The 16,494-nt window shown below is 48.6% G+C and carries 17 protein-coding genes and 1 riboswitch; of the genes, 13 read left to right on the top strand and 4 right to left on the bottom strand.

Features of this window, described 5'->3' with window-relative positions; genetic code table 11:
• The 7 genes from BM030_RS06070 to dnaA all read left to right on the top strand — a co-directional run.
• On the top strand, positions 1-204 hold a 204-nt coding region (locus BM030_RS06070), incomplete at its 5' end, for a UDP binding domain-containing protein (protein WP_317615097.1).
• A 72-nt stretch (positions 205-276) separates the two neighbouring features.
• Positions 277-555 carry a hypothetical protein gene (locus BM030_RS06065; RefSeq protein ID WP_090972193.1) on the top strand — a complete coding sequence of 93 codons (279 nt, stop codon included), beginning with the start codon at positions 277-279 and terminating at the stop codon, positions 553-555.
• A gap of 1 nt (position 556) precedes the next feature.
• Entirely contained in the window at positions 557-1,552 is a 996-nt protein-coding gene (gene pdhA, locus BM030_RS06060) for a pyruvate dehydrogenase (acetyl-transferring) E1 component subunit alpha (protein ID WP_090972191.1), read from the top strand.
• A gap of 50 nt (positions 1,553-1,602) precedes the next feature.
• Entirely contained in the window at positions 1,603-3,282 is a 1,680-nt protein-coding gene (locus BM030_RS06055; RefSeq protein WP_090972189.1) for a pyruvate dehydrogenase complex dihydrolipoamide acetyltransferase, read from the top strand.
• 146 nt (positions 3,283-3,428) lie between these two features.
• Entirely contained in the window at positions 3,429-6,302 is a 2,874-nt protein-coding gene (gcvP, locus tag BM030_RS06050; protein WP_090972187.1) for an aminomethyl-transferring glycine dehydrogenase, read from the top strand.
• 60 nt (positions 6,303-6,362) lie between these two features.
• A riboswitch (TPP riboswitch) is annotated at positions 6,363-6,459 on the bottom strand.
• A gap of 99 nt (positions 6,460-6,558) precedes the next feature.
• Complete coding sequence (locus tag BM030_RS06045) at positions 6,559-6,942, top strand: transmembrane 220 family protein (RefSeq protein ID WP_090972185.1); 384 nt, start codon at positions 6,559-6,561, stop codon at positions 6,940-6,942.
• A gap of 249 nt (positions 6,943-7,191) precedes the next feature.
• Positions 7,192-8,619 carry a chromosomal replication initiator protein DnaA gene (dnaA, locus tag BM030_RS06040; RefSeq protein ID WP_090972183.1) on the top strand — a complete coding sequence of 476 codons (1,428 nt, stop codon included), beginning with the start codon at positions 7,192-7,194 and terminating at the stop codon, positions 8,617-8,619.
• A gap of 76 nt (positions 8,620-8,695) precedes the next feature.
• On the opposite strand, the gene BM030_RS06035 is transcribed toward dnaA, so the two are convergent.
• The 3 genes from BM030_RS06035 to lpxK are packed head-to-tail and all read right to left on the bottom strand — an operon-like array spanning position 8,696 to position 10,781.
• On the bottom strand, positions 8,696-9,106 hold the full coding sequence (locus BM030_RS06035) for a hypothetical protein (RefSeq protein WP_090972181.1): 411 nt from the start codon (positions 9,104-9,106) through the stop codon (positions 8,696-8,698).
• Between the two features lie 59 nt (positions 9,107-9,165).
• Positions 9,166-9,702, bottom strand: a complete 537-nt coding sequence (locus BM030_RS06030; RefSeq protein WP_244518716.1) for a 5' nucleotidase, NT5C type — start codon at positions 9,700-9,702, stop codon at positions 9,166-9,168.
• 14 nt (positions 9,703-9,716) lie between these two features.
• Complete coding sequence (gene lpxK, locus BM030_RS06025) at positions 9,717-10,781, bottom strand: tetraacyldisaccharide 4'-kinase (protein ID WP_170845648.1); 1,065 nt, start codon at positions 10,779-10,781, stop codon at positions 9,717-9,719.
• Between lpxK and mqnB the strand changes: the two genes are divergently transcribed.
• The 6 genes from mqnB to BM030_RS05995 all read left to right on the top strand — a co-directional run bounded on the left by mqnB (position 10,780) and on the right by BM030_RS05995 (position 15,378).
• Complete coding sequence (mqnB, locus tag BM030_RS06020; protein ID WP_244518715.1) at positions 10,780-11,439, top strand: futalosine hydrolase; 660 nt, start codon at positions 10,780-10,782, stop codon at positions 11,437-11,439. The two genes, lpxK and mqnB, sit on opposite strands and share 2 nt — an antisense overlap.
• 101 nt (positions 11,440-11,540) lie before the next feature.
• Entirely contained in the window at positions 11,541-12,527 is a 987-nt protein-coding gene (locus BM030_RS06015; protein WP_090972176.1) for a pyruvate dehydrogenase complex E1 component subunit beta, read from the top strand.
• Positions 12,528-12,622: 95 nt separating this feature from the next.
• Positions 12,623-13,057, top strand: coding sequence for a DoxX family protein (locus BM030_RS06010; protein ID WP_090972258.1), 435 nt, complete (start codon positions 12,623-12,625; stop codon positions 13,055-13,057).
• A gap of 56 nt (positions 13,058-13,113) precedes the next feature.
• A complete protein-coding gene (locus tag BM030_RS06005; protein ID WP_090972174.1) occupies positions 13,114-14,280 on the top strand; it encodes a trans-sulfuration enzyme family protein in 1,167 nt (388 codons plus the stop codon).
• Between the two features lie 48 nt (positions 14,281-14,328).
• Positions 14,329-14,745, top strand: a complete 417-nt coding sequence (locus tag BM030_RS06000; RefSeq protein ID WP_090972172.1) for an OsmC family protein — start codon at positions 14,329-14,331, stop codon at positions 14,743-14,745.
• Positions 14,746-14,844: 99 nt separating this feature from the next.
• The gene (locus BM030_RS05995; RefSeq protein WP_090972170.1) at positions 14,845-15,378 is read left to right on the top strand and encodes a YceI family protein; all 534 of its coding nucleotides are present in this window, start codon (positions 14,845-14,847) and stop codon (positions 15,376-15,378) included.
• Positions 15,379-15,419: 41 nt separating this feature from the next.
• Here the strand turns inward: BM030_RS05995 and BM030_RS05990 are convergent, their stop codons facing one another.
• A complete protein-coding gene (locus tag BM030_RS05990) occupies positions 15,420-16,475 on the bottom strand; it encodes a DUF2157 domain-containing protein (protein WP_090972169.1) in 1,056 nt (351 codons plus the stop codon).
• Positions 16,476-16,494 lie beyond the last annotated feature (19 nt).

Below are 16,494 nucleotides of genomic sequence, written 5' to 3'. Positions count from 1 at the left end.
ACCGTGGCCAGCGACCCGTATGAGGCAACTAACAGCGCACATGCCATCGCACTGCTCACCGAATGGGATGAGTTCACAACCTATGACTGGAAACGCATCAAAGACAGCATGATGAAGCCCCCTTTCATCTTTGACGGAAGAAAGCTCCTGGACGGCAATTATCTCCGAAAAATCGGATTCAAGTATTATGCTATCGGGGAATAGCTAATCCGTTACCCCAATTATGGCTCTCCTTATGACTTGCGCTGCGGCTTTGCCACTGTTAACAGGATATTGATGATGATTAGACAACCCCCTGTTAAACCACTATTAACTTTGACCGGAATGAGAACAAGAGCCAATGGAGAGCTTAAGCACAGCGAGCGCATCAGCAGCACGCAAACCGAACGCGCTAACGACAGACTGCTGAGGACAAAATCACTGCACTTTGTAACGAATACCGATAGGCAACTGTCGGAAACAAACCAAATTGCAGAATGCCATCACCGTAAATTGCATATCACAACAATTTTATCTAAGTTTGCCTTCCAAAAATTTGGTATTCTAACACTTTGAAATGAGTTCGACACCGATAACAAAAGAGACCTACTTGGAGTGGTATAAATCCATGCTGCTCATGCGTAAATTTGAAGAGAAGGCCGGACAATTGTACGGACAGCAAAAAATAAGGGGATTTTGTCACCTTTACATCGGTCAGGAAGCCGTAGTGGCCGGGGCCATGTCGGTGTTACGCCCCGAGGATTCGATGATTACCGCTTACCGCGACCACGCTCATGCACTTGCTAAAGGCGTTTCTGCCAATGCAGCCATGGCTGAGCTTTTTGGTAAGGCAACCGGGTGCTCCAAGGGCAAAGGTGGGTCGATGCACTTCTTCAGTAAGGAACATAAATTTATGGGCGGGCATGGCATCGTGGGCGGCCAGATACCGCTTGGCGCCGGCATTGCGTTTGCTGAAAAATACAACGGAACAGACAATGTGTGCGTATGTTACATGGGTGACGGAGCTGTGCGGCAAGGCGCATTCAACGAAGCGTTGAACATGGCTATGCTGTGGAAACTGCCTGTAATTTTTGTTTGTGAGAACAATGGATATGCCATGGGGACGTCAGTAGCCCGTACTACCAATATGCTTGATATCTACAAAATGGGCCTTGGTTTTGACATGCCCAGCGCACCGGTAGACGGCATGGACGTGGTAGCTGTACATAACGCAATGGACGAGGCTGTACAGCGCGCCCGACGAGGTGATGGCCCTACGTTCCTGGAAATGCGCACCTACCGTTACAAGGGACACTCCATGTCGGATCCGGCAAAGTACCGGACCAAAGAAGAACTGGAAGAATACAAAGGGCGTGATCCGTTAATTACCACCAAAGCAACCATCGCTGAAAAGAAATACGCCGATGAAAAGTGGTTTGCCGAAGTGGAGGCCGAAGTAAAGAAGACCATCGACGAATGTGTCAAATTTGCCGAGGAATCGCCTTATCCCGAGCCGGACGAACTATACAAAGATGTATACGTGCAGGAAGATTATCCATTTATCACTGATTGATATTAGAAGTAGCTAACTAACGTTTAAGTAAGTATTAACCGCAATACAACATGGCTGAAGTAGTAAAAATGCCTAAAATGAGCGACACCATGACTGAAGGGGTGATCGCCAAGTGGCACAAGAAAGTAGGCGATAAGGTCAGTTCCGGCGATTTGATAGCGGAGGTGGAAACCGACAAAGCCACCATGGATTTTGAGTCCTATCAGGAAGGAACATTATTATATATAGGCCCTAAAGAGGGTGAAGCGGTGCCTGTAGATGCGGTTATAGCCGTATTGGGCGAAGAAGGAGAGGATTACCAAGCGCTGTTAGCGGGCGAGAGCACCGACAAAAAAGACAGCAAGGATACCGCCACAGAATCAAAGAGCGCTGAAAGCGACAAGGCCGAAGAAGCTCCGGAGGCCACAGAAGAGACCGACGAGAGCGAAGATGATGAAGTAACCCCCGAATCTTTGGGCGCCACCGTCATCACCATGCCCCTGTTAAGCGATACCATGACCGAAGGTGTCATTGCCGAGTGGCATTTCAACGTAGGCGATTCCATCAAGAGTGACGATGTCATTGCTGATGTGGAAACCGACAAGGCGACAATGGAGGTGACCGCTTATGCAGAAGGCACATTGCTATATATCGGCGTGGAAAAGGGCCAAGCGGCGAAGGTTAATGATATTATTGCCATTGTTGGCAAAGAAGGCACCGATGTAGCTCCATTGCTGAAACAGCACGGAAAACCCAAAAAACAAGAAAAACCAACGGAAAAGGAGGAGAAAAGCGCCGAACCTGCGCAGCAGGCTTCTGAAAACTCGCAGGCCAATGCAACATCGGAAGACGCCCGTGTGAAAGCCTCTCCGTTGGCCCGCAAGATAGCCAAAGAAAAGGGCATCTCCCTGCATGAGGTTAAAGGATCGGGCGATGGCGGGCGGATTATTAAAAAGGATGTCGAATCCTACACACCTGCTGCTAAGCCCGCTGCGGATTCCGCTCCGGCTCCCGCAGCAGCGGAAACGCCTGCCGCCGCCACCATCAGCATCCCGCAATTCGTTGGCGAGGAGCGCTATACGGAAAAACCTGTTACACAGATGCGGAAGACCATTGCCAGACGCCTTTCAGAGAGCTTGTTTACGGCACCGCATTTCTACCTTACTATCCAGGTGGATATGGACAGTGCGATCGCTGCGCGCACCAAAATTAACGAGGTCGCTCCACTGAAAGTGTCATACAACGATCTGGTTATCAAAGCTGCCGCGGTGGCATTAAAGCAGCACCCGGCCGTCAACGCTTCTTGGTTAGGCGATAAAATCCGGTATAATGAGCATGTCAATGTCGGGGTAGCCGTGGCTGTTGATGAGGGGTTGCTGGTGCCTGTGGTACGGTTTGCCGACGGAAAAAGCCTATCCCATATATCGGCTGAAGTGAAAGATTTTGCACAACGTGCCAAAGCCAAAAAACTGCAGCCTTCAGACTGGGAAGGCTCCACATTCACGGTTTCAAACCTTGGCATGTTCGGCATCGATCAGTTCACCGCCATCATCAATCCACCCGATGCCTGTATTCTGGCCGTGGGTGGCATACAGCAAGTGCCGGTTGTGAAAAACGGCGCAGTGGTGCCTGGAAATATCATGAAACTGACCCTTAGTTGCGACCACCGCGTGGTGGACGGTGCAACAGGGGCTGCTTTCCTACAAACGCTTAAATCGTTGCTGGAAGAGCCGGTAAGGATTCTGGCCTAGTTCGCTGTACAGTTTCCATAACGCCATATAAAAGTCGCCTCCGTGCGGCTTTTTTTGTTGTGCGTAAATTCCGTATCTTTGCGGCCTAAAACTACCGCTTGCTTGACATCAATCACCATGGCTGCACCCGGTAGTGGCACACCCTCATGAGCAAAGTACATTTTCAGGAAAAATTTGAAGAGCGGCACATTGGTCCCAGCGCCGATGAAACCGCAGCGATGTTGGATACATTGGGTCTCCAGCACTTGGATCAACTTATTGATGAAACCGTTCCGGCAAAAATCCGGACGAAAAGGCCGTTAGCGCTCCCGACTGCCATGGGAGAAACAGCTTATTTACGCCGGATGAAAACCGTCGCGGCCAAAAACAGGGTTTTTAAATCCTATATCGGCCAGGGATACTACGATGTCATTCTCCCGAGCGTTATCCAGCGGAACGTATTTGAAAACCCGGGCTGGTACACCCAATATACTCCGTATCAAGCCGAAATTGCACAGGGACGCCTACAGGCATTACTGAATTTCCAGACTATGGTGATTGACCTCACTGGCATGGAAATCGCCAATGCCTCATTGCTGGACGAAGCCACCGCGGCTGCAGAAGCCATGTTCATGCAATATGGTCTCCGTAAAAACAAAAATGCAAACACTTATTTTGTTGACAGCAATATTTATCCGCAAACCCTTGATGTGTTGCGCACGCGGGCCCAGTCATACGGGATCACGCTGCTCGTGGGCAGTCCGGAAGAAATACCGGACAACGACGACATTTTCGGAACGCTCGTACAATATCCGGGTGCTGACGGCACCATCGCTGATTTCGGGGATTTAGCCGAACGGCTCCACAACAAAGGAATTACCACATGCGCCGTGGCCGACTTGCTCAGCCTTACCCTGCTCACGCCGCCCGGCGAATGGGGAGCCGACGTAGTCGTTGGGTCGACCCAACGTTTCGGTATTCCCATGGGTTTCGGAGGGCCCCATGCAGCATATTTTGCCACTAAAGAAGCGTACAAGCGAAATATCCCCGGGCGTATCATCGGGGTAACTGTGGATTCAAATGGCGAATATGCATTGCGTATGGCGCTGCAAACCCGCGAACAGCACATCCGCCGGGACAAAGCTTCTTCCAATATCTGCACTGCGCAGGCCCTTTTGGCCATCATGGCAGGCTTCTATGCGGTTTATCATGGCCCAAAAGGACTTTTAAATATTGCTGGACGCATACATGATCTGACGGCATTGCTGGATAGCTCGCTACGCCAGTTAGGATATACCCAGCTCAACCGCACATATTTCGATACGCTGCGAATAGAACTTGGAGAATTGGCAGGGCCGCTACGTGCCGAGGCCCTCAACCAAGCCATCAATCTTCATTATCAAGGCACCATTGCCGGCATTTCCATTGACGAAACCACAACATACCAAGACATCGAAACGCTGGTAGGCATTTTTGCGAAACTAAAAGGCAAAACTATCAGTGATGTAAACGTGGCTGCTGCACCTGTTTCTTCCGGTATTCCGAGGGCCTTACAACGCACATCGGATTACCTAACGCACCCCGTGTTCAACAACTACCATTCCGAGCACGAGATGCTTCGCTATATCAAATCATTGGAAGCTAAAGATCTTTCGCTCTGCCATTCAATGATTCCGTTGGGCTCATGTACCATGAAACTCAATGCTACTACGGAAATGATTCCGGTTACTTGGCCGGAGTTCAGCAATTTGCATCCGTTCGCACCGGCCGACCAAGTTGGCGGGTACATGGAAGTTATCCACGAACTGAACCAGTGGCTGTGCGAAATCACCGGATTTGCCAAGGTGAGCTTCCAGCCGAATTCCGGCGCGCAGGGCGAATATGCCGGGCTGATGGTGATACGCGCCTACCACGAGAGCCGTGGTGAAGGTCATCGTGATGTGGTGCTTATTCCCGCATCGGCGCATGGAACCAACCCGGCCTCAGCAAGCATGGCCGGGTTAAAAGTGGTTGTGGTCAATTGCGATGAGCGAGGCAATATCGACGTTGCGGATCTGAGGGCCAAAGCGGAGTTGCATGGAGCGAATCTCTCTGCGTTGATGGTTACTTATCCTTCTACGCATGGAGTGTTTGAGGAGCCTATTACAACGATTTGCGATATTATTCATCATTATGGTGGCCAAGTCTATATGGACGGGGCGAACATGAATGCCCAAGTAGGGCTTACCAGCCCCGGTTTGATTGGAGCAGATGTATGCCACCTGAATCTCCACAAGACTTTCTGTATTCCGCATGGCGGCGGAGGACCGGGCATGGGGCCGATCGGTGTAGCGGAGCATCTTGTGCCTTTCCTGCCGAACCACGCAGTGATCGAAGTAAGCGGATCAGAGGGCATCAGCGCGGTATCTGCCGCACCCTGGGGGTCGGCATCCATCTTGTTAATCTCCCACGCTTACATTGCCATGATGGGTGCCGAAGGACTTACCAACGCTACTCGCTTTGCTATCCTGAATGCCAATTACATCAAGGAAAGACTGCAAAATCATTATCCGGTACTTTACGCCGGTGCCAACGGACGGTGTGCGCATGAATTGATATTGGATTGCCGCGCCTTTAAGGCCTCCGGCGTGGAGGTGAGCGACATCGCCAAGCGTCTTATGGACTATGGCTTCCATGCGCCCACTGTTTCGTTCCCCGTAGCCGGGACCTTGATGGTAGAGCCTACGGAATCGGAATCGAAGGCAGAACTCGACCGTTTCTGCGATGCGCTCATTGCCATTCGCGAAGAAATCACGGCCATTGAAACAGGACAAGCGGATAAGCAACATAATCTTTTGAAGGGAGCCCCTCATACGGTGGCCATGGTAAGTGCCGATGTATGGGACAAGCCTTACCCTCGGTCGCAAGCAGCATTCCCCCTTCCGTTTGTGCGGGAGCATAAATTCTGGCCAACTGTTGGGCGTGTTAACGACTCACAAGGTGATAGAACATTAATTTGTGCTTGCCCGCCCATGAGTGCTTACGAAACGTCCGAAGTCTAAAACCTACGCCAGCAAAAAACCCTATTCCAGCCATAGCCGGAATAGGGTTTGTACAACTCTCGCTGTACCGATGTGCTTTTCCTGCGCTGGCATTGTCCAGATCAGGTTCGGGGATGTGATCTCAGCCTGATTGACTCAAGCACTCCCAGCACTCTCTTACTGATAACGACAAAGAACCGGAAAAAAGTTTGGATTTTTTTATCGTTCACAATTTCTCGCGTTTTTTGTTAAGTTTGGTTTGCTAAGTTACCTCAAAATGAAACTGTTCAATATTGCATTCTGTATCCTATTTGTAATCAGCGCGGCCGTTCAATACAATGATGCAGATCCATATATCTGGATCCCGCTTTACCTGTACGGGGCTTGGCTATGTTATGAAGCCGCCAAAGGCCGCTGCCGGCCCCGTGCTTACGGTGCCGGAATTTTCGTTTATCTATTGTTCATTCTTTATTTTCTATTTTTCAAACAAGGGGTAATTGATTGGTTTCAATACCACCCGGCCAAGGATTTAGTGAAAAGCATGAAGGCAGACCGACCTTGGATAGAAGAAACCCGGGAAGTAATGGGACTGACGATATTAATAGCTGTACTGGCGATCAATTGGATCGCCTCAAAGCCGCGCCGTATACCCTCTGCATAAGGACCAATTTCACCTAAAAAAATAGAATTTTGGGTACTGCCAACACCATTGTTGAGAATTTTTGAAGCCATACATTTTGCGCTATAATTTTACACAAAAAATAGTGCAACTTGCTGATTTTCAAAATCGTATTTGATATTTTTATTTTTAATTTTTTAGCTGATATTTTTTTGCCATCTTCGTTTCACGGAGAAGTTATCAACATTTTTTCGGTCATTTATTGTAAATCAACTTATTAAGAAATAGCGAATGGAAAAAACGAGCACGAGTGTATGGAATAGCTGTCTTCAGATTATCAAAGACAATATTCCGGCACAAAGTTATAAGACCTGGTTTGAGCCTGTGAAGGCCGTACGATTGGAAGGCAACGTTTTGACTATTCAAGTACCGAGTTTGTTTTTTTATGAGTGGCTGGAGGAGCATTATGTGGGGTTATTACGCAAGACCATAAAGAAGCATTTAGGGGAAAACGGGCGGTTGGAATATAATATTGTAGTGGAAAAATCCTCCACAAGCAACCCATACACCACCAACATTCCTTCAAGCGGTAATGGGGCCGAAGCTAAAAAGCAGTCAATCCCGATACCTGTAGCCCTAAATAAAGACATCAAGAATCCGTTTGTAATTCCTGGGCTCAAAAAGCTGCAGGTTGATCCGCAGTTGAACCAGCATTACACATTTGATAACTTTATTGAGGGCGAGTGTAATCGTCTGGCGCGGTCGGCAGGCTATGCGGTAGCAAGCAAACCAGGCGGCACATCATTCAATCCGCTGATGGTATACGGGGGCGTGGGCTTAGGCAAAACCCACCTGGCACAGGCCATAGGGAATGAAATAAAACGCAACCTGCCCGACAAACTCGTCATTTACGTATCGTGCGAAAAGTTCTGCCAGCAATTTGTAGATTCCCTTAAAAACAATACCATTAATGATTTCGTCAACTTCTATCAAGCGATGGATGTTATCATTATGGATGATGTACACAATTTTGCGGGGAAAGAACGGACACAAGACATTTTCTTCCATATCTTCAACCATCTGCACCAATCCAATAAGCAAATTATTCTTACATCGGACAAACCGCCTAAAGATCTGGCCGGTTTGGAGGAACGGTTGTTAAGCCGGTTTAAATGGGGGCTTTCAGCAGATATACAAGCTCCGGATCTCGAAACACGCATGGCCATCCTCAAGAAAAAGATGTATACGGATGGGATAGAGTTACCTGATAATGTCATTGAATATGTTGCTAATCAAATTGACAACAGCGTTCGGGAGCTGGAGGGTGCCATGGTATCATTGTTAGCCCAAGCAACCCTGAACAAAAAGGAAATCGATCTCAATCTGGCCAAATCCATGTTGAAGAATTTCATTAAGAATACCCAGAAAGAGATCTCCATGGATTATATCCAAAAACTGGTATGCGATTATTTCGAAGTGCCTGTGGAAATGGTCAAATCGAAGGTTAGGAAGCGTGAGATTGTACAGGCGCGCCAGATTTCGATGTATCTAGCCAAAAACCACACGAAAACATCGCTGAAATCCATCGGCGCGTTTTTCGGGGGCCGGGATCATTCCACGGTGATATACGCTTGCCAAACGGTGGAAGACCTGATTGAGACGGACAAGAAGTTTAAATCCTATGTGCAGGACATCCAGAAAAAACTAAAAACAAACTGAAGGAACTCAATACTACTAAAACCACAAAAAACTAAGAGGGCAATCATTTAACGATTGTCCTCTTAGTTTTTTGCTATTAGCCGTTGTTTCCGCTTCCGCCCCCACGGCGGCCGCCTTGCCGCATGCGGCTTGCCTGTTCTTCCCGCATTTTTTCAAATGCCTTCTTTTGGCTATCATCCAGCACGGCACGGATTTTTTCATCTGTCTCCTCGCGCAGCGCCCGCATTTTACCCATCATCTGCTGCCTATCCGCGTTCTGGTTGGCCTGAAAAGCCTGCTGCATCGCCTTTCCTTGTTCAAGGGTATAGGCATATACCGAATCTTGTTGTGCCTTGGAGAGCTTTAATTGTTCCGCTAACCGTTCGGTGGTACGTTTCGCATTCTCTTCAGGTGTACCGAACCCACGGCCTCCCCGTTGCTGTTGGCCAAAAGATAACCCCACTGCCATCAGCAGTACGGCTACCGTGAATAAGATTTTTTGTTTCATGTCTTAAAAATTAAGTTTATGACAGAGAAGACCAACAAAGAAGAATAAAGTTTAACCAATCAAAGTAACAATTCGGCTACGTCTCGCCAACTGTTTACCCGTTCGTAACCCGTAATCAGTACATTGTGGGGCGACGTATACAGTAATTTCCGTCCCTGGAAATGAGCCAGATTTTTTATACGGTCGTCAATCATGACATCAGCCGCTATAATTTTCTCTCCAGTAAACAAAATGTTGGTCCATGGAATAAACGGGAAGTGCTCGTCTAACCAGTCCAATTTGTCTTCTAAAGAATTCCGAAACTCAATTGCGGCGGAAACCACATAAACGTTGTAACGCTCCTGTAAAGCCTTCACGGTTTCGATAGCATCACGCATCGGAGGAATATCCCTGAAGAACCCTTTTTGGTGAATATAAACCTTCCACTGCTCTCTTAGATGATCCGGCAGATTTTCATGTAATTCCTTACCCGGTTCTTGATAAATATCCATCGCTATCCCGTAGTCCTGATGGTAGAGCGCCAGAAATTTCTGGTGGGTGTCGGCCAATACTTCATCCATATCAATGGCAAGCCGCGGTCTTTTGTCGTTTTGCATAGATTAAGTTTCCGTTATGATCCCAATACGCGGGCACAATAAGTAAGTACCAATTGCCTGAAAAATTCCTCTTCCTTACCGTCAAACAGCGGGTGGATAGGCACAACATATATCGGCAAAGTAACCAAGGCGCCAGAAAGCTCGGGCATCAACAGGCGCTGAGCATCTTTTTCAGTGGTAATGATGAGCTTATGCGGATTTGCGATTGCCTCAAACCGATTGATCATATTCCGAATGTCGGCCTTCGTATACTGATGGTGATCCGGATAACTGAGCTGCACCACATCGCCAGCCCGTGTGGCAAGATATCCCCGCAATGGCGCTGGATTAGCAATGCCCGTAACCAACAAAACCGAAACCTGAGCCGTCAACGTAATCCCTTCCCGCTCTTCTCCGGGAAACAGCGGTACAATAGCACCATAGCCGATTTTGGAAAACAGCACCGGAATGTCCCTGTGTTTAGAACGCAACATACGGCGGATATCAGCCTTATCCTGCTCAGTAGCCGTGCCAGGCATTTTTGTCACAATCATGACATCCGCACGGCGGCGTTCGCTGAACCAATCGCGGTAGTCGCCGGCCGGAAGCAGCCATTTGGGCCGTTTCATACGTTGATAATCGAAGAGCAGAATTGCCAACCCGGGTTTCAAGGCCCGGTGCTGGAACGCATCATCCAAGACAACCACTTCCTTACCGCTTTGGATTAACCGCCTCACCCCGTTTACCCGATCTTCGCCCACCGTTACGGTAACATGCGGGAATTTCCGTTTGAACTGGAGCGGTTCATCCCCGCAATCAGCAGCCGTGTCAAGTGGGCTTACTTCGAAAAAACCACGTGTTTTGCGACCATACCCTCGGCTTAGCGTAGCCACCGTATAGTGCTCATGCAACAGGCGGAGCAGGTATTCTGTCATCGGACTCTTCCCTGTCCCCCCTACGGCTAAGTTGCCCACCACAATAACCGGGTGATTAAATGACCTGCTTCTGAACCAACCCCAATCGTAGCATCGGTTGCGAACCCAAACGGCAAAGCCGTATAAAACGGAAAAAGGCAGCAAAAGCAGTCTGAGATAAGCCATGGACAACAAAAGTAGCAAATCCATACATTTTACGTACATTCGTTGGATGGATATATTGGTTGCAGCAGCGACAAAAGCGGAGATTTTGCCTTTCCTCCAATTACCTGAGGAGCAGCGACAAGGTTTTGAAGCAATAATAACGGGGGTGGGGATGGTTGCCACAGCATTTGCCTTGGGGCGGCAACTTGCCTCCAAACCGTATAAACTGTTGCTCAATGTGGGCATAGCAGGAAGTTTCGACCGGTCGATAGCGCTCGGTGAGGTCGTTTATGTATATCAGGACACCATTGCCGAATTAGGAGCCGAAGATGGGGAGCATTTTCTGGATAGTGAAGCCATGGGACTGGCAGCCCATACGTTCCACAGCACGGCAGAAACCGCAGTTTCAGCGTTGCGGAAGTGCCGGGGCATTACGGTAAACACCGTGCATGGCCATGAACAGCACATAGAAATAACCCTTAAGCGTTTGGCCCCGCAAACAGAAAGTATGGAAGGTGCCGCTGCATTATATGCGGCGCAGCAGGCAGGAATTCCAGCAGCGCAAGTACGTGCCATTTCCAACTATGTAGAACGCCGTAACAAAGCAAGCTGGCAGATTGGGCTGGCTATCGACAACCTGAACCACTGGCTGAAAAATTTTGCAGGAACAACCGGCTGACGAACCATTAACACACAAAATTTTGACAACCAAGAGTCAGAAATATCAATAATTTATAGTAGGTTTGCGTGCTGAAATTTTTTTGACACGACATACAACTGATGAGAGAAATACAATTCAGAGAAGCGCTTCGCGAGGCCATGAGCGAAGAAATGCGCAAAGATGCTACGATTTTCTTGATGGGCGAAGAAGTTGCCGAGTATAACGGCGCTTATAAAGTAAGCCAAGGCATGCTTGATGAATTCGGCCCCAAACGTGTTATTGACACTCCCATCGCCGAACTGGGCTTTGCAGGCATCGGCATCGGCGCAGCCATGAACGGCCTTAAGCCGATTATCGAATTTATGACATTTAACTTTTCATTAGTTGCCATTGATCAAGTTATCAACTCAGCAGCAAAAATGTATTCGATGAGCGGCGGCCAGTTCCCTATACCTATTGTATTCCGGGGGCCAACGGGCAATGCCGGCCAATTGGCGGCGCAGCACTCGCAAAATTTCGAAAACTGGTATGCGAACACCCCCGGCCTTAAAGTAGTGGTGCCGGCCAATCCTTATGATGCGAAAGGTTTGCTGAAACAATCCATCATTGACCCTGATCCGGTCATATTCATGGAGTCGGAGGTGATGTATGGCGATAAAGGCCAGGTACCCGAAGAAGAGTATTACCTGGAATTGGGCAAGGCTCACACCGAAAAGGAAGGCAGTGACGTTACCATTGTAACCTTCGGTAAAATGTTGCCGAGGGTAGTATTGCCCGCCATTGAAGAACTCACTAAAGAAGGTATCGATGCCGAAGTGATCAACCTGCGGACCGTGCGCCCCATAGACTATGGAGCCATTATCAATTCAGTAAAAAAGACTAACCGCTTAGTAGTGGTTGAAGAAGCATGGCCGTTGGCATCCATCTCGTCTGAAATTGCCTATAAGGTGCAACGGGATGCCTTTGACTACCTCGATGCGCCTGTGATACGGCTGACATCAGCAGATGTTCCCTTACCTTACGCGCCGACGTTGCTCCAGGCAGCGTTGCCTAACGTTGAACGCGTGGTTAAAGCAACCAAAGAGGTGATGTACATCAACAAATAAGCTGTTAATTACCCTTTCATATAAAAGCCTGTTCTTAAAACAAAGAGCGGGCTTTTTTGTTGCTGTATTAATAGTAACCTGAAAGGAGGTTAATGATGAATCTTATCCAACGAATCGAACATTGGGGCGACACCCATCATCCCCGGTGGTTGGACATTCTCCGCATCGGATTGGGCATCGTTATTTTTCTCAAAGGGGCCACATTCCTGGCAGATACCGCTGCCCTGAGGCAACTTATCGAGGAAACGCATATCCAAATCTATACATGGGGAGCCGTCCACTATGTAGCCTTTGCCCATCTGGTGGGCGGTATACTCATTGCGATTGGTCTTATCACACGCGTTGCAGTGGCGGTCCAATTGCCGATATTATTCGGTGCCGTATTTTTTGTGAATGTCACCCGCGGGCTTACTTTTCTCAATTCTGAATTATGGATTTCCATTGTGGTGCTTCTTTTGCTGCTCTTTTTCCTGGTGGCGGGATCCGGCCCTTATTCGCTTGACCACCAAATGAAGGAAAGAAAGGGATAAACCGCTGTTTGCATATCACTCCAACTTTGGCTAAGTTTGTGCGACTCAATTTTGACATGAACGAACAAACGAAGGCCATCCGGGAGCAGGCCGACCGCTCCCTCTACCGTGAGCATGCTGTGCCCCTGTACTTAACTTCCAGCTTCATCTTTGACAGCGCCGAGCAAGGACGGGCGATTTTCGCAGAAGAGGAAGAGGGCAACGTATATTCCCGGTATTCGAACCCTAACACCACCGAGTTTATCAATAAGGTGTGTGACCTGGAAGGTGCAGAAGCGGGTTTGGCTTTTTCATCGGGAATGGCCGCTGTGTTCGCATCCTTTGCCGCCCTGCTCAGAAGCGGTGACCACGTGGTAGCCTGCCGCGCGATCTTCGGCTCCACGCACCAGTTAATCACCAAACTATTTCCACGTTGGGGTATCACGTCTACTTATGTAGATGCATCTGAACCAGAAGCGTGGGAAAAAGCCATCCAACCCAACACACGGATGATTTTTTTGGAAACCCCTTCCAACCCGGGGCTGGAGCTGGTCGATTTGGAATGGCTGGGAAGATTCAAGGAAAAATATCCCAACATCATTCTCAACGTAGACAATTGCTTTGCCACGCCTTACCTTCAAAAACCGATGCGTTATGGGTTTGACCTGGTGAGCCATTCCGCTACAAAATACATGGACGGACAAGGCCGCGTATTAGGCGGGGTGGTAGTGGGCAAAAAGGCCCTCATTGATGAGCTGATGTTTTTTATCCGCCATACCGGCCCCGCTCTCTCGCCATTCAACGCGTGGGTACTCTCGAAGAGTATAGAAACCTTAGGCCTGCGGATGGATCGCCATTGCAGCAACGCACTGCGGGTAGCCGAGGAACTCGAGCAACACCCTCAAGTAATGCAGGTACGTTATCCGTTCCTTCCGTCGCATCCGCAATACCATCTGGCAAAAAAGCAAATGAAAGCGGGTGGCGGTATTGTCACCTTCGTGGTCAAAGACGGGTTCGAACAAGCCAAACGGTTCCTTGACGCCTTACAAATGATACGGATTACGTCCAATTTAGGCGACTCGCGCAGTATCGCCACCCACCCGGCGTCAACGACCCATTCGAAGCTCACGGAAGAGGAGCGGCAACAGCTGGGTATACAGCCCGGAAGCATCCGTATATCCGTGGGGTTGGAAGACGCGGAAGACATCATAGCCGATATTGTCCAGGCATTGAACAACAGTTAGACGGCCGGCCGCGTAAGCCACCGTTCCCAAAAAACTAAATAATATCAAATGAAAGTAACACTGAATAGGCTTAACGATGCCGTCCATTTTGAAGCCATCAGCAGCAGCACCGATGTTACCGTACATATAGACGGCTCTCCCGATATCGGTGGTGAAGGCCTTGGAGCACGCCCCATGGAATTGGTACTCATGGCCTTAGGATCTTGCAGCGCATTGGATTTAGTGAACATACTCAAGAAGCAGCGCCAGCAAATTGACGACATGAAAATCGACGTTGAAGCGCAACGCAGAGACGAAATTCCGCGGGTCTTTACGTCGGTGCATATTTCTTTTTTTCTTAAGGGCACAATTGACCAGGCCAAAGCAGAAAAAGCAGCCGAACTGGCCGTGAAGAAATACTGCTCTGTACATGACATGCTGGCCACAGGAGGTGTGTCTATCACCTACAGTCTTCACATCAGCTAATCTTTTTCCGCCTTTGATTGTTTTACATAAAAAATTAATGTAGTTCAATGTTTGTTTAAACATGAATCTACTATTTTTGTAAGACAAAACAATATAACTATGGCAACTACATGGAAATTAGATCCCACCCACTCTGAGGTGGCGTTTAAGGTAAAACACTTGGTTATCACGACCGTTACCGGTTATTTCCGTTCCTTTGATGGCACGGTCGTTACAGAAAACGAGTCGGATTTCACCACTGGCAAAGTCAATTTTACCATTGACACCGGGAGCATAGACACCAATCAGTCGCAACGGGACGAGCACCTGAAGTCCGCTGACTTTTTCGACGCCGGCAAATATCCGACCATCACGTTCGTATCCACCTCCGTTGAAGAAAAAGGCGCTCAGGAATTTGTGCTCCATGGCGACTTAACCATCGGAGAAACCACCAAACCCATCAAGCTCGACGTCGAATTCGGCGGCACGGTAACCGACCCCTACGGCAATTTCAAGGCCGGTTTTGAAGTTACGGGCAAAATCAGCCGAAAAGAATTCGGCCTGACCTGGAGCGCCGTTACCGAAGCCGGTGCCGTGGTCGTAAGTGACGATGTAAAAATCCAGGCAAGCGTTCAATTCGTAAAACAGTCCTAACCAGACACTTTTCCGGCAGAATACCCCATAGCACTTAACTTCTATGGGGTCTTTTGCTTTGTGCCACTGCCCCAAACCCGCTCTGCCCATCTTCCGATGTACCAGAACGAAGCGGCCAGCAGCAAGAAGAACACTGCACGGTTGATGTTATCCCACAGGTATTCGAAAAACCGTGTATAGATATTAAGCACAAAAAAGACAATGCCAAATTCCCGGGCAATATTGTCCCGTCGTTTAAGGCCATACCAAGCCAGCCCAAAGGACACGGCTACCGACAATAAACCCCAATAGAAAATATGCCATTGCCGCACCTGAGACCATTTATCCAAGTCGCTGTAATTGCCAAAAATCGACAGCAGCCATAAAGCGACCATCAAATAAGTAAGCCCAATGACGTAACTCAACTGCCGGAACGGCTTGAGGGGTTTAAAACGGTGTTGCCAAAAGACGGAAAAAGCAGTGATGATAGCCCCAAAGATCGTAAATCGCAGCGGATAATTCATCCCCCAGAAGCGGAACCCCCAATTACTATGATAAGCTGTTTCCGTAGCAAACCATATCCCAAAGCTCACCAGCGTAAATACCCAGATCAACTTAGATGAAAGCTTAACCGCTAAAACACCATAAATGATCACCGACGCCAGAAACAACAGCGAAAAATGGCCGGATCCTTTATCAATAATTTTTCCGAGATACCCGATAAAAGCCGCGGTTGCAAACACCCCTAGTGCCATCAACGCCTCGTTGCTGAACGTTTTATCCGGATATCTTCGTTTATGCCTAAACCCCCAAGCGTAAAAAACCACGGCTGATACCATGCAAAATATACAAATCACGGTATCCGGGGTGTCATACAGTCGCTCAATCCACCGGAGCACCATTTTATCCGCAAACAATGAAAGGAAAGCAAGTACCACACAGGAAAGCGCTATCCAAAAAGCGTATTGCGCCAACCGTTTCCAATCAAAGCCTTTAACTTCATAAGAATCACGCAGCCGTTCAGCCAGTCGGGCATCCAGTATATCCAGCTTGAGCCAATGGTCGATTGCGTCATCCAACGTTTCCTTCTCTTGCCTACTTACGTCCAATTTTCTCACAGGAATGGCTTTTACTAAT

The sequence above is a fragment of the Parapedobacter composti genome (assembly GCF_900112315.1).
GTDB classification, from domain to species: Bacteria; Bacteroidota; Bacteroidia; order Sphingobacteriales; family Sphingobacteriaceae; genus Parapedobacter; species Parapedobacter composti.
The sequence above is the reverse complement of the archived record's forward strand: the minus strand, read 5'-3'. Positions and strand labels throughout refer to the sequence as shown.

Bases quoted from the DNA above. Each gene is read 5' to 3' on its own strand.
- BM030_RS06065 (WP_090972193.1), top strand. From the start codon at position 277: ATGATGATTAGACAACCCCCTGTTAAACCACTATTAACTTTGACCGGA.
- pdhA (WP_090972191.1), top strand. From the start codon at position 557: ATGAGTTCGACACCGATAACAAAAGAGACCTACTTGGAGTGGTATAAA.
- BM030_RS06055 (WP_090972189.1), top strand. From the start codon at position 1,603: ATGGCTGAAGTAGTAAAAATGCCTAAAATGAGCGACACCATGACTGAA.
- gcvP (WP_090972187.1), top strand. From the start codon at position 3,429: ATGAGCAAAGTACATTTTCAGGAAAAATTTGAAGAGCGGCACATTGGT.
- BM030_RS06045 (WP_090972185.1), top strand. From the start codon at position 6,559: ATGAAACTGTTCAATATTGCATTCTGTATCCTATTTGTAATCAGCGCG.
- dnaA (WP_090972183.1), top strand. From the start codon at position 7,192: ATGGAAAAAACGAGCACGAGTGTATGGAATAGCTGTCTTCAGATTATC.
- BM030_RS06035 (WP_090972181.1), bottom strand. From the start codon at position 9,106: ATGAAACAAAAAATCTTATTCACGGTAGCCGTACTGCTGATGGCAGTG.
- BM030_RS06030 (WP_244518716.1), bottom strand. From the start codon at position 9,702: ATGCAAAACGACAAAAGACCGCGGCTTGCCATTGATATGGATGAAGTA.
- mqnB (WP_244518715.1), top strand. From the start codon at position 10,780: ATGGACAACAAAAGTAGCAAATCCATACATTTTACGTACATTCGTTGG.
- lpxK (WP_170845648.1), bottom strand. From the start codon at position 10,781: ATGGCTTATCTCAGACTGCTTTTGCTGCCTTTTTCCGTTTTATACGGC.
- BM030_RS06015 (WP_090972176.1), top strand. From the start codon at position 11,541: ATGAGAGAAATACAATTCAGAGAAGCGCTTCGCGAGGCCATGAGCGAA.
- BM030_RS06010 (WP_090972258.1), top strand. From the start codon at position 12,623: ATGAATCTTATCCAACGAATCGAACATTGGGGCGACACCCATCATCCC.
- BM030_RS06005 (WP_090972174.1), top strand. From the start codon at position 13,114: ATGAACGAACAAACGAAGGCCATCCGGGAGCAGGCCGACCGCTCCCTC.
- BM030_RS06000 (WP_090972172.1), top strand. From the start codon at position 14,329: ATGAAAGTAACACTGAATAGGCTTAACGATGCCGTCCATTTTGAAGCC.
- BM030_RS05995 (WP_090972170.1), top strand. From the start codon at position 14,845: ATGGCAACTACATGGAAATTAGATCCCACCCACTCTGAGGTGGCGTTT.